Annotated in this window: 9 protein-coding genes and 4 pseudogenes; 4 read left to right on the forward strand and 9 right to left on the reverse strand. The window is 42.9% G+C overall.

Translation table 11 applies throughout. The features are described 5' to 3' along the window. Both GOB58_RS12230 and GOB58_RS12235 read left to right on the forward strand, forming a co-directional pair. Nucleotides 1–1,309 (forward strand): glycosyltransferase family 61 protein (locus GOB58_RS12230; RefSeq protein WP_173560374.1); only part of this gene is annotated, 1,309 nt, incomplete at its 5' end. Between the two features lie 51 nt (nucleotides 1,310–1,360). After that, complete coding sequence (locus GOB58_RS12235) at nucleotides 1,361–3,064, forward strand: hypothetical protein (RefSeq protein ID WP_173560375.1); 1,704 nt, start codon at nucleotides 1,361–1,363, stop codon at nucleotides 3,062–3,064. Nucleotides 3,065–3,233: 169 nt separating this feature from the next. On the opposite strand, the pseudogene GOB58_RS12240 reads toward GOB58_RS12235, so the two are convergent. The 3 genes and pseudogenes from GOB58_RS12240 to GOB58_RS12255 all read right to left on the reverse strand — a co-directional run. After that, nucleotides 3,234–3,542 (reverse strand): annotated as a pseudogene (locus GOB58_RS12240) (integrase core domain-containing protein); the annotation flags it as partial. Nucleotides 3,543–3,728: 186 nt separating this feature from the next. Next, nucleotides 3,729–3,878, reverse strand: a complete 150-nt coding sequence (locus GOB58_RS12250; protein WP_173560376.1) for a type II toxin-antitoxin system Phd/YefM family antitoxin — start codon at nucleotides 3,876–3,878, stop codon at nucleotides 3,729–3,731. Nucleotides 3,879–4,105: 227 nt separating this feature from the next. Then, nucleotides 4,106–4,907: pseudogene (locus GOB58_RS12255) on the reverse strand (MobA/MobL family protein); the annotation flags it as partial. Here GOB58_RS12255 and GOB58_RS12260 point away from each other — a divergent pair. Continuing rightward, nucleotides 4,904–5,447, forward strand: a pseudogene (locus GOB58_RS12260) (IS3 family transposase); the annotation flags it as partial. The pseudogenes GOB58_RS12255 and GOB58_RS12260 overlap by 4 nt on opposite strands. 73 nt (nucleotides 5,448–5,520) lie before the next feature. On the opposite strand, the pseudogene GOB58_RS13370 reads toward GOB58_RS12260, so the two are convergent. Both GOB58_RS13370 and GOB58_RS12275 read right to left on the reverse strand, forming a co-directional pair. Continuing rightward, a pseudogene (locus GOB58_RS13370) lies at nucleotides 5,521–5,688 on the reverse strand (PIN domain nuclease); the annotation flags it as partial. A gap of 194 nt (nucleotides 5,689–5,882) precedes the next feature. Then, nucleotides 5,883–5,999, reverse strand: a complete 117-nt coding sequence (locus GOB58_RS12275; RefSeq protein WP_242005344.1) for a transposase — start codon at nucleotides 5,997–5,999, stop codon at nucleotides 5,883–5,885. Between the two features lie 613 nt (nucleotides 6,000–6,612). Between GOB58_RS12275 and GOB58_RS12280 the strand changes: the two genes are divergently transcribed. Next, nucleotides 6,613–7,713 carry a replication initiator protein A gene (locus GOB58_RS12280; RefSeq protein WP_173560378.1) on the forward strand — a complete coding sequence of 367 codons (1,101 nt, stop codon included), beginning with the start codon at nucleotides 6,613–6,615 and terminating at the stop codon, nucleotides 7,711–7,713. Between the two features lie 51 nt (nucleotides 7,714–7,764). Here GOB58_RS12280 and GOB58_RS12285 read toward each other — a convergent pair whose 3' ends face one another. From GOB58_RS12285 to GOB58_RS12300, 4 genes are all read right to left on the reverse strand, one after another. Beyond that, a complete protein-coding gene (locus GOB58_RS12285) occupies nucleotides 7,765–8,040 on the reverse strand; it encodes a ribbon-helix-helix domain-containing protein (protein WP_173560379.1) in 276 nt (91 codons plus the stop codon). Further along, the gene (parA, locus tag GOB58_RS12290) at nucleotides 8,037–8,690 is read right to left on the reverse strand and encodes a ParA family partition ATPase (protein WP_173560380.1); all 654 of its coding nucleotides are present in this window, start codon (nucleotides 8,688–8,690) and stop codon (nucleotides 8,037–8,039) included. Before parA ends, GOB58_RS12285 begins: the two co-directional genes overlap by 4 nt. Nucleotides 8,691–8,806: 116 nt before the next feature. Next, nucleotides 8,807–9,403: a recombinase family protein gene (locus GOB58_RS12295; RefSeq protein WP_173560381.1), complete on the reverse strand. Its 597-nt coding sequence runs from the start codon at nucleotides 9,401–9,403 to the stop codon at nucleotides 8,807–8,809. Nucleotides 9,404–9,657: 254 nt separating this feature from the next. After that, nucleotides 9,658–11,784 (reverse strand): glycosyltransferase 61 family protein, encoded by a 2,127-nt coding sequence (locus tag GOB58_RS12300; RefSeq protein WP_173560382.1) that lies wholly within the window; start codon nucleotides 11,782–11,784, stop codon nucleotides 9,658–9,660. Between the last annotated feature and the right edge of the window lie 295 nt (nucleotides 11,785–12,079).

Genomic DNA, 12,079 nt, shown 5'->3' on the forward strand with positions numbered 1-12,079 from the left:
ATGCACGGCCTTTAAAATCATTCACGACAACCGCTCCACACCAAAACTAAAAGCAATTTCAAGTAAGGATATTAACTGTGCAACAGTCATTTCCTTAATATTGCTTGCAGCTGTCGTGGAGTTAAAATTTAACCCACTGCACAATTATAAAAAATTGTATATTTTAATCACCTCTTACAAAAAGAGAGTGATTTTGATTATGAATGAAAAAGAAGCCATACTCAACAAACCATTTGTAGACCTTTCTGATGCTGGATTACCATTCAGAATGTTATCTGATGAAAGTAGGTCTCTACACACAGTATTTGATTTAATGCAGGGATCTCCTGACGAACAACTCTTGGATATGATACAAACTCAAATGCATTACAGGAGTGTAGGGTATTATATTGCTAGTAATTATATGGTTACTTATGATGGTAATATATTTTGTGACAAACATATACTATCATCTTATACCCTTAATGTATCAGAGTTTAACAAATCTATTATCAATCATTTCTTATCAGACGACGCGCTTTGTGAGATTTATATAGAAGATGAGGCCGTAATTTTATGTGGCTTTGGATGGAACCAATATGGTCATTGGCTAATTGAAATTTTAACAAAAATTTTTGTCATTGAAGCCTTTTTGATAAATTTAAACTCGATAAAATGGATATTACCAAATAATACACCACAATTTGCTATAGATATTATAAAATTAATAGGAATAAATGAAAGTAATATTATAAAATATGATCATGAAAATGAAATAATAAAAGTAAAAAGACTTATAATACCAACAAATTTATGTAGAGCTACATATGCAGCTCATCCAATATTTAAACAATATGCTAAATGGTTAAGAGCAAAACTTACATCGAATAAATTTTACCCAGAAATAGATGGAAGAATATTTTTAAAAAGAGAAAAAGTTTTAAATAATAGGATAATAACAAATGAAAATAATGTATTAAAAACTGTAGAAGATTATGGGTATAGAATAATTTCTCCTGAAAATTTAAGTTTAGATGGTCAAATAAAATTATTTTCTCATGCTATTTCTTTGTGTGGTGCATATGGATCAGCTTTACATAATTCATTGTTTTCACCAGATGGAATTGTCGTTACTGCAATTAGACATAAAACTTCAGATGTTGGTTTATCACAAAGCTCTATTTGCGCAGCACATAGTCAAAAAATGTCTTACTTATTTTGTAACAGAGAGAATGAAGGTATCTATGTAAACCTAGATAGATTGAAGGTTGCTCTCGATTATGCTGAATACGAAATAGAAAAATTTAGAAGAGGAATATCATTTAATTAAATATAAAATTTTAAATTTATATTTAATTATATTATATATGGAGATAATTATATGAGTATTAAATTAAAAATAGGTATTATAAATGTTTTTTTAATAAAATTTTTGTCAGTTACATCAATATCATTTGCCGAAAATCAAAGTTTTCGGCATTCGTTAGAATCATATTCTATGCACGATACTATAGCGTTACGTATACAACCGAGGCAGGTGGACAGTAATATTCCAGGCCAAGACAATTGGGCATCAGGAAGCCTAATGCATCCGTATGCCGTGACAATAGGGAACGCACGTGTTGGCATTTCGGGATCAACCGAGGATCACAACCCAAATGGGCAGTTAATTCTTGCTGGTTCACCAGATGGTCCCAATACAAACGGCTGTCTTCTGTGCATGTTTGATACGGTTTCTGCTTTGAACATTGCAGGAATTTCTGGAGGTGGGTCATCTAACTGGATTAATGGCCCACTTGGAATATCCCAATATGGGAGCGCAGATAGCCCGGTCGAGTATATCATGCAAGATAACGCGAATATGCAAGTCATGAACCTCAAGGTGGCTGATTATACCGCTACAGAGATAATACTGGCAAGCGCTATGACGACTGATCAGATGGCACGTATCCATTACGGTATGTATGCTATAAGCAACAGTATAGATACATCTCTTGCCACCCCAACATTCTCAGCATCCAACAATCTGCCATCTCCAAATTACTACGCATCTACAGTTATCTCAGTTATTGATAGAACACACATCAAGGTTTCAGGATGGGCCGTACCAGGAGCAGGGAATAGCACAAGCGGACAGGTGCCTAGCACATCAAATCTCGACACTAAGTGGACAGATTTCGGCATTCCAACAATCGGGATCGGAGGACGTACAAATACAAGTGCTATCAATTGGGTTACGTATTTCACAACTACTAATTCGTGGCTTAATAACTACGAGAACGAAATTGATATTCTTGGAGATCCTGGATTTGCCGCCGGTCGTATGCGCATTCACGGGTTGACAATGACCTATCAGGGACCAACCCCATCTGCTGACAGTTATGCTCTAAATCTTAATACCATTGCATTACCTGTTCAGCTTCATATGGAAGTTAAACCTACAGGATACGGAGTTCAATCAAACTCATTTATAACTAAAGGAAACTCAGGAGTGTCTGTCAAGGGCGACATATGGGAGAGTTTTGAACACGCAGCCTTTGCTGACAGTACAAGCAATATGCGTCTTGTTGGATGGTTGAAAAAAGAAACAAATACGAAGGGATGGCCTAGTTCATCCTTTAGTATAGGCTTACACGTTGATGGAATACAGGGAGAAGCTAAAACAGGATCGAAAATGGGGAGATTAACATTTAATCCACTTCTTTTTGGAACCGAAGCTATTCAGGTAGGTGGTTGGGCTTTGGGAAACGGAAACTCATATGCATTTGGTAGTGTAAGTAATGAACCAACAGTATTAAATGGTGGCTACCTTGGTTTTCAGGAAAAAGGATGGTCATCTGGAATAAGCTTTCCAACCATTCAGGCTACTTCTCCATCTAAGCTTAATATTCGTGACAATAATGGTAAAAATGTTACTCTAAATACTTACGAACTTGAAGTGATAAATTCTTTAATTGTTCCTTTCAAAAGACCACCATCATCTAGAAGTCCGTGCAATCAAGGTCAAATTGAAGATGATGAAAATTATCATTATGTCTGCGTTTCAAAAAATAGATGGAAAAGAGCAATTTTGTCTGATTTTTAGGTATAGTTATTTAATTTATAAATTTCACACTACATAATATATGGATGAATACCAAGATACATGAGATTGTCAATTAGAGTGGACGACTGTAAAACTTCTTCATGACAGTTAAACAGTCTTCCTGCATTACAATGGATGCTGACTGACGTGCCCCCTATTTTGTATCCGCTCAAAAGGAGAGTTCCTGTTTTTTATGGCTCTGGGTTGATCGCCTGACAAGTGTCCTGCCACCCAGCTGGGAATGGGGGCGCACCGTATTGTAGTCTTCCCGCCAATCATCCAGAACCTGTCGGGCATGGCTGAGGGATGTGAACTCCGTACCGTTGTCACTGACAATCATGAGGGGTTTGCCATATCGTTCCACCAGGACCATCAGTTCCCGCGCCACACGTCCACCGGATAATGACGTGTCGGCAACCAATACCAGGTTCTTGCAACTGAAATCGTCGATAACAGCCAGAATGCGGAATCGGCAGCTACAGATCAGGGGATTGATCTTCTCAAAAATCGCATTGTCTGGCTGAAACCACGAAAGATAATCCTCCCAGCCATCTTCATGAAAAAAACCTTCACCCTGCGGCTCAAGCAGATCACGTTCAATGTCACCAATACTCCGCAACAGCCTCTCCGCGTTACGTGGGCTGCTCAGGAGATGCACGGTCTCCTACCAGCCGAAAAACTCTTCTTCCGACATCAGCACGACACTGCCTTTCCCGGTCTTGCGGGTCACGACAATCGGCGCGCGGCTGTTCACGGCTTCATCCAGATAATGCGCCAGAATCTGGCGCAGGTCGATATAGGAAATACAGATCATGATCGATCCTCCAAATCCACTATAACGTACAGTTTCCTGTACGTCTTCTGTTTTACATCCCCATATCCCATCCCCGATCCCGCGACCTGGAGCGTGAGAGAGAGTGCTCCTGCTGAGGCGCATGTAATAAAGCGTGATCGAGCGCTGATCCGCAGATCCGGGCTCCTGCGCACCCTCTCCTCATGCTCAAGCCCTTCAACCAGTTTGCGCGCCCGCACATACCGCTCCACCGCCTGATACAGAGAATCACGCACCCGGTACCCGGCCTCTTCCCATGCTGCGCGGGCCACACCCAGCATGGTGCTCTTCCCTGTCCCGGTATAGCCGACCACCACAGACAGATCGCGGGACTTCATCACCTCACCCACGGCCAGAGCCTGCTCCTCCCCCAGCCCGCCTGACAGCCAGCTTCATTGCATGCCCCTGGAACTGCCCCATCGCGAGTGATATGTCTTCCAGCCGCAGCTCAACCCCGATCATCTCCCGCGAGGAGAACCGTTCCCGCCCGTGCCCGTCCTTCCCGAGGGCGACCAGCTCCGGACAGGCCTCCGCCCTGACCATGACGGCACTGAACTGTTCTGCATCCGCCGTATGCCGGTCCACAAAGCGCGCGAGATCCTGACGGGTAAATGTACTCTGCTGCCGGGTCAGCGCCTCCAGAGCCATATGCGGCTCAGCCAGAAGCTTTTCGCCATTGCGCCGCGCGATCTCCAGATGTTCAGCAACCCGCTCAGCATCCTCTCCCCGCTCTTCACGGCGCATCCCGGCCGGACCGATTTTGTTCTGCGGCTCAAGAGCAATCCCCTGCTCTGCAAAGGACCGATGGTCAATCCGCACATCCAGATCCAGCTCCACCAGCCGTTCATTAACAAGCGAGGCCCATCGCTCCCGCCATGTCAGCAGACATTCCCTGTTATTCCAGGAGCGCTCTTTCGCACCGAAACCGTTCTCATCCAATGACCGCGTGGACAGCATCACGTGGGCATGGGGTTTCGCCTGTCCGTCTTCACTGATATCCCAGTGCACATCGTGACCGCTGGCCCATTGCCGCTCTATGTCGGGTCCTGCAGGTCTCGACGCGTGGCTACCGGGCATGGGTTTCCCGGCCCCTGTGCGAGCGCCAGCGCACCGATCTGAAGGTTCTGGCGCATATCCGCGAGCATTATACCCTGAGCAACCGGACCTGTGGCCGTCCGCGGATGACCATGGAACTCAGGGAAGCAGGGCTTGATGTTGGTGAACGCCGTGTGGGGCGACTGATGAAAGCCAACGGTATTCGTCCCGTACGTACGCGTCGGCACAAAGTCACGACCGATAGTCGGCATTCTCTTGGTTTTGCCGACAATATTCTGGACGGCGATTTCCTGGCCGATGCCCCTAATCGGAAATGGGCAGGCGATATCAGTTATATCTGGACCAGCGAAGGCTGGCTCTACCTTGCTGTCGTCATTGACCTGTTTAGCCGCCAGTAACCGGATGAAAAAGGACCTCGCTATCAGAGCACTCGATATGGCGGTGCGTCTACGCAATCCACCAGCTGGCTGTATTTTCCATTCTGATCGCGGCAGCATCAGCCCTTTCGCTTTCGAGGTCAAAGCCGCGTAAAGGAAATCACATACCGGCACAAAACCGTTACAAGTCCATCTGGCAGTTGTCCCACTGCCAGGGCATGCTGGCTGGTGATCGGTAACTCTTCATAGCCGTTTTCGATCAGACCGCGTCGCAGCAGGTGGGGGTCGACCTAAAAATCTGCCCGTCCCAGCCCAGTCTTGATGGTGATCTCCCAGAGATTGGCCGCGTCAATCAGCAGAGACAGATGGGTTTTGGCTTCGTGGATGTTGACTGTGCGCATGGCGAAAGCCTCCTGAGTTTATTCAAAAAGACTTAGAGGGTGTTATGCACTTTGCGTGAGCAGTCTGGCTGCATTTTTCAGCATGAAATTTGCGAAGGCTATGGTGTGTATCCCGCTTTCATCCAGCGCCGGGATTGCTGGTAAACCGCAGCCTACGAAGGAAAATCGTTCAGCATCGCTCGCCACGCAATACCGTAACGAATCACATAACGAAGACCGTTGAGCAGCTTCCGCAGATCATGATGGCGTTGCTCAGCATCTCCCTTCATAAGAAGAAGATAAGGAACAATTAAAGACCACTCTTCTTCGTTGATGTCAGATAGATATGATTTACGTGAATTATTCTTTCATCTGTTCTGCAATACTTACGCAAAGTGCATAACACCCTCTAGTTAATATTACTCTGGTCTATCAAGGAAAATGTAGTCAGGACCACCTCAGTGGTTTCATGGCAGCCTATAACTTCGGGCGAAGACTCAAGACCCTGAAAAACCTCACTCCTTATGAATACGTCTGCAAAATCTGGATTTCAGAACCAGAAAGATTCATCATTAATCCATCAAACCACGAGACTAAACACCTAAAAATTTTTAAGCGATAGAAAGTTATCCACAACCCTGGAGTGTTTAATAGGTGTTTAAGTAGTGTTACGGTTTTTCAGAGTCAGGATAACATATTGAATAATAACGGTTTTATTGGACGATTCCATCGTCTTGTGAATCCACTATGACGATAAACTGAATCCACTATGACGATAAACTGAATCCACTATGACGATAGCAAGCATGCGTAATTGAAATGACGATAAGCTCAAACTGAATCTAATATGACGATAATTGGCTTGCGTATGTGAAGTGACGATAGTAGTTATCTGTAATTGAAATGACGATAGAATCTTCTCCTTCCTTGTTCGACATTGCGCCTTCCTTGGCTATGGAAGGGGAGGATCGCACACCCCTCCTGCCAGTCCGCCATCCAAATCAGGACCTATTCATCTGTGACGTGCTCGATGCCATTCCAAAAGATGATATGGCATCAATGGAGCATCCTGTTTTTTCGCTCTCGACCAAGCCTGACACTCGGATGCGACGCTATGAACACAATGGGAATATCATAGAGATCATCCCGTCAGGCAAAGGGCTGGCAACGATCCATGATAAGGATATCCTAATCTACTGCATCTCTCAGCTCGTTGCGAAAATGAATCACGGCGAACAACCAGGCCGAACACTCCGCCTTCAAGCTTATGACATGCTGGTCGCTACTAATCGTCAAACCAGCGGAGCAGGCTATAGACTACTGACCGACGCGTTGACGCGCTTGCGCGGGACAACCGTGCGAACCAATATTCAAACAGGCGGCATTGAAGAGACGCGAATTTTCGGTTTGATCGAAGAGGCTAGAATCACCCGTAAGACGTTTGATGGCCGAATGCTTGATCTCGAAATCACTCTGTCAGATTGGGTCTATCGTTCAGTCATCAGCAAGAACGTCCTAACACTTCACCGAGACTATTTCCGACTTCGTAAACCATTCGAACGACGCATGTACGAGCTAGCCCGCAAACACTGCGGTATGAAAGATGAATGGAAGATCGGATTAGAGCTGCTGCAAAAAAAATGTGGCTCAAATAGCCCGCTTCGCGTCTTTCGATCCTTGGTTAAGAAAGTTTGTGCGCATGACACCAGCCATGCTCATTTTCCTGACTATGCCATCACAATGGCCGACGACATCATTCTATTTCGCAACCGTTTGAGTCTTAACACAAAGGCCGACGTTATTGTCCCTGTCAGGGATGCTCCCTACATTGACCCCGAAACCATGCATGACGCTAAAACCGTTGCGCCAGGATATGATATTTATGCTCTCCATGACGAATGGGTTTTATGGTGGCACGACATGGGGAAACCCGAGCTTAAAAGCCCTGCCGGAGCCTTTATTGGCTTTTGCAAAAAACGGCACGAGCGCAGTCCAATACGCTGATTCCAGCACACGCCAGCATGTATGTGCTTGCATGCAAACATGTACACATACTTACTTGCCCACAGGACTTTCTCCCATCTTGCGTAGCCAGTCGTTAAACGCGTCGGCCATCGCATCTTGTAAACTCATTCCATGCTTTCTAGCGGTCATATGCATGGTAAATGACATTTCCGGGCTAAAATAGCCCGTCATGGCTTTCTTGCCCTGACGGCTCGGCGCAACCGGCTTGCTGTCTGTGGCAGCAACCTTGCTTTCTGATGTGGCTACAGCCGACGATATTGCGGAAGCACGGTCCCGCAACGACAGTAGAGACCCCTTCCGGCTCATGCACTAGCTCTCCGCTTTTTTGATGCTTGCATGTTTACATGCTTGCATGTCCACTTGTAAAGCAGCCTTACCTCATCAGATGCCTTGCTTTTTGGCTCTATTTCCATTGCTGTTTTCCCTTCCGCCGCAGCATGACGAAAAACTGCACGATCAGCGATAATATATGGACATGCGTTCAGCCCGTAGCTTTCTATGAGTTGTGTAGCCTCCTCATACATACGTGGAGCGGTCGGACTTCCTGCTGTAAAAATGACAAAGGCTGGTTTGCCACGCATTTTTATGAGGCTGGCAGTAGTTTTAATCGCTGCTAAATCGAATGCACTCGGCCGACATGGAATTAACACCAAATCAGCAACTTCAACGGCAGCACTCGCCGCACTATCCGCGTGAGGCGGAGTATCAATCACGATGAACTCAGCCCCCTGACTCATTGCCTGTTCGATCTTAGCCGCGAGGCGTGGCGGAGCACTGTCAATCACAACTGGCGGAGCATCCTTACGCCATGCGGCCCATTGGCTCGCAGTCGCCTGTGGGTCCACATCAATCACCAATGCCGTATGACCAGCATCCTCAGCCGCAGCCGCCAGATGCAAGGACAGAGTGGTTTTCCCAGCCCCACCCTTCTGGCTGATAATCGCTATTGTTGGCATGTGAACGTCCTTACATGGCCGCATGTTTGCATGTTTGCATGTAGTCATACGCGATAACCTACTAGACCGGCAATAGAGAACGACAGAAAGCAACCCATATTCAACGGTCGATAAACTCACCTTTCCCTCTGCACAATGGCAGCAACAGTGTTCTTGCTGATTCCCAGATCGCGGGCGATCCATCGATAACTCCGCTTTTCAGCCACCAGCGCCAGAACCTTCGGAGCCAGACGGTCAGACTTCGGCCGCTGTCCTTTCTGTCGGCCGAGAACTTTCCCACGCGACCTGGCAGCAGCCAGACCGGACTTCACCCGCTCGCTGATCAGATCTCGCTCAAACTCCGCGATCCCGGCCATAACTGTCGCCAGCATTCGTCCATGTGGCGTAGCCAGGTCGAACGTCATCCCCGTTATGGCGATCAGGGAAACACGATAGCTCTCCAGTTCCTGAAGCGTGGAGATGAGATCAATAGTCGAGCGTCCCCAGCGGGACAGCTCCGTCACCAGGATGGCGTCAATTTCACGGGCCTGGGCCAGCGCCATGACCTTTCGACGCTCGGCCCGATCCACCCGGACGCCAGAGCAGGTCTCCATGAAAACGTCCAGCACTTCATAGCCCGCACGTTCAGCAAACCGCTTCAGCTCGTCCTTCTGGCGCACGCAGGACTGATCGGCCGTAGAAACCCGGCAATAGATGACCGCGCGCTGTCCCATTTGAACCCTCCCGGAAAAACCACCATGCAGCCCTTGATACACCGTGGCTCCGGATTGTCCCAATCTGACTATAATCATATTAGGACAGTAACTGATCCGGTTTCTCAAGGTATAATGCTCGCTGGCATGTGAGAACCTCAAGTCTGTGCGCTGGCATTCGTACAGATTCTTGAAAGTCGATTGCTTCACGCCGCTTCTTTTCAATATATGTATAAATAAGATAAATATCTTGGCGTTTTTAAAAATATTATATTTTATCTATAAATACAATCTCTTCTTAAGTCCTCTTCATCTACTTTATCAAAGAATTTTTTTATATTTTCAATACTATTATTGAAAAATAAATTTCCATTTTTATCAAAATTATTTTTTTCTCCATATAATAATATGTTTGTATCCCCATAAATTCTTCCAAGGTTTGTTTGTATTTCTGTCAATGGATTTACGGTCCCGACAGTCATTCCGAATTTGTTATATACAGAAGCATGTTGTCCAGAACCATGTTCCCCAATTTGACAACGAGTTTCTGAAAATAATTTTATTTGATCAGAAATATTCATTGTTTCTGGATGTACAATTTCAAAACCTCGCATTTTTGCAATTTCTTCAAAAATACTTTGACTTTCGAATACCCTTTGATTGATTTTATGATCCTCCCATCCTTTACGTGAAACACAAATTCTTTTGTGAGGAACCGTATTATTATTATGAAAAGATGTATAAAAATCACGCAAAAATGGATGAAAATTATAGTCTCTATGACAAAAACTAGGTACAATACAGTCTTTAGAACGGACAAATTCTGTTTCATGATCGAACGTAATAAAATTATCATCTGATAAATTAAAAAAGAATTTCAATATTTCTAATGCCCATACCGGGGTTTTTTTTGGAATAAGTATTTTTCTAGAGTAAAATTCTAAATCTCCAAGTAATTTTTTAGATAAAGCCAATCTGGGTATATCATCAACTATGTAATGACCATAACAACCATAACCAGCACCAAAAGAAATTATTAAAGGTTCTTCTATATAACGAATATTTTTGCAATTTTTTGGATTCATCCAATGACCAGCAATAGCTTCCTGTTCGGCTACTAAAGATAGGTAAGAATCTAGCTTTGCATATTTATTTCCATACCACAGGCAAGCATGACCACTAATACCTAAGTCCTGCAATTTAAATAAATTCAACTTAGGTATAGAAATTTTTCGTTGAACCTGTTTTTTGAATGTTGGAGTTCTATCATGACCAACAACTAAAACATTATCACTTGAATTTAAGTAATATCCATCAATAGATCCATAAACATAATTTTTATTTTTTATATCAGAAAATATTTTTTCTTTATCAATAGAAAATAACGAAAAAGTTTCAAAGGATGAATTTCTTAGATTATTTGATAAATTCTCTTCTTCATCATTACTGTCAATAAATGCATCATAAAAAGAATGGTTTATAAATGATATGCTATTTGGTGATATTTCAATTGATTTCTCACAGTAAGAATCCAGAATAAATGAATTAAAAGAAAAATTTGATGTTAATAACTCATAATCACACTCAATACATTCTGACATACAATAAGAAATATAATTTACTATTTTTGAAATATATTTTTTTAATATTTCATTTTTTGATTCACAACAAATAAAATTTTTGCATAACTTTCCTTCTCTAAATACAATACCTATACCAGATATCTTATTAACTAAATTAGTGATAGAACACTTAGAAACAGAGCAAACATCTGATGATACTCCTCCCTCTTTATACAGAGAAAGAAGAAGAAAAAAATCAGATTTAGCCTGTGGTATTTTTACATAATTATACATTTTTAAAAAATCAAATCCAAACTCACGTATAATATAATTTTCAGCCTGTTCATTTCCATATTCATAATAAGAAATTTCAGGATTTTTGCTAAAAAATCCAACATTAGAGAGGCTTACTTTTGAATAGTAATCTTTATCTGGTCGACATTGCCTTATAATTGACGGTATTCGGTGGAATTTTTTTGAAGAAATATAACCTGATGTCCATTCATTTACCTCATTAACTCTTTTTTTTAGAAAATTATTTAATCCTTCCCAAAAATACCCAGTATCTCGAGAAGCAATATAACAAATCATTGCTACCAACTCAGAACTATAATCATCCAATATGTTTTGTCTAAGAAGTTGTTCTGCTGAAAATATAAATTCATCTCTGTATGATAAATCTGACATATTAATAAATTTAAAAGATTTTTCGTAAAAATCTCTAACAACATTGTTTTTTAATCTATAAATTATGTATTTTATATTAATCATATTGACATGCTTCCAAGCATAAATGCTTCCAAGCTTACTTTCTATGATTTTAGGTGATTGTGAAAACATTAATTATCCCTTTTCATACGTAGATAAATACCAGATATATTATCTTTAGATTTACAAGCGATGTGACCAAAGTTAGATTTTTTCATGCAACCACCTTCTTATATCCCATTAATCTGCCAAAATGTACCACTTATGGAATACAATTCGTTAGGTCAGGTTAACAAAAGGTCTGATCCAGAGCCTTGCTGCAAGCAATATTAAGGAAATGACTGTTGCACAGTTAATATCCTTACTTGAAATTGCTTTTAGTTTTGGTGTGGAGCGGTTGTCGTGAATGATTTTAAAGGCCGTGCAT

Origin of the sequence: Acetobacter thailandicus, from assembly GCF_011516655.1 — a bacterium.
GTDB lineage: Bacteria > Pseudomonadota > Alphaproteobacteria > Acetobacterales > Acetobacteraceae > Acetobacter > Acetobacter thailandicus.

What these genes read in the sequence shown, in the direction of transcription:
- GOB58_RS12250 (WP_173560376.1), bottom strand. Translation starts at nt 3,878, where the DNA reads ATGATCTGTATTTCCTATATCGACCTGCGCCAGATTCTGGCGCATTAT.
- GOB58_RS12285 (WP_173560379.1), bottom strand. Translation starts at nt 8,040, where the DNA reads ATGAGCCGGAAGGGGTCTCTACTGTCGTTGCGGGACCGTGCTTCCGCA.
- GOB58_RS12280 (WP_173560378.1), top strand. Translation starts at nt 6,613, where the DNA reads ATGACGATAGAATCTTCTCCTTCCTTGTTCGACATTGCGCCTTCCTTG.
- GOB58_RS12300 (WP_173560382.1), bottom strand. Translation starts at nt 11,784, where the DNA reads ATGTTTTCACAATCACCTAAAATCATAGAAAGTAAGCTTGGAAGCATT.
- GOB58_RS12275 (WP_242005344.1), bottom strand. Translation starts at nt 5,999, where the DNA reads ATGAAGGGAGATGCTGAGCAACGCCATCATGATCTGCGGAAGCTGCTC.
- GOB58_RS12235 (WP_173560375.1), top strand. Translation starts at nt 1,361, where the DNA reads ATGAGTATTAAATTAAAAATAGGTATTATAAATGTTTTTTTAATAAAA.
- parA (WP_173560380.1), bottom strand. Translation starts at nt 8,690, where the DNA reads ATGCCAACAATAGCGATTATCAGCCAGAAGGGTGGGGCTGGGAAAACC.
- GOB58_RS12295 (WP_173560381.1), bottom strand. Translation starts at nt 9,403, where the DNA reads ATGGGACAGCGCGCGGTCATCTATTGCCGGGTTTCTACGGCCGATCAG.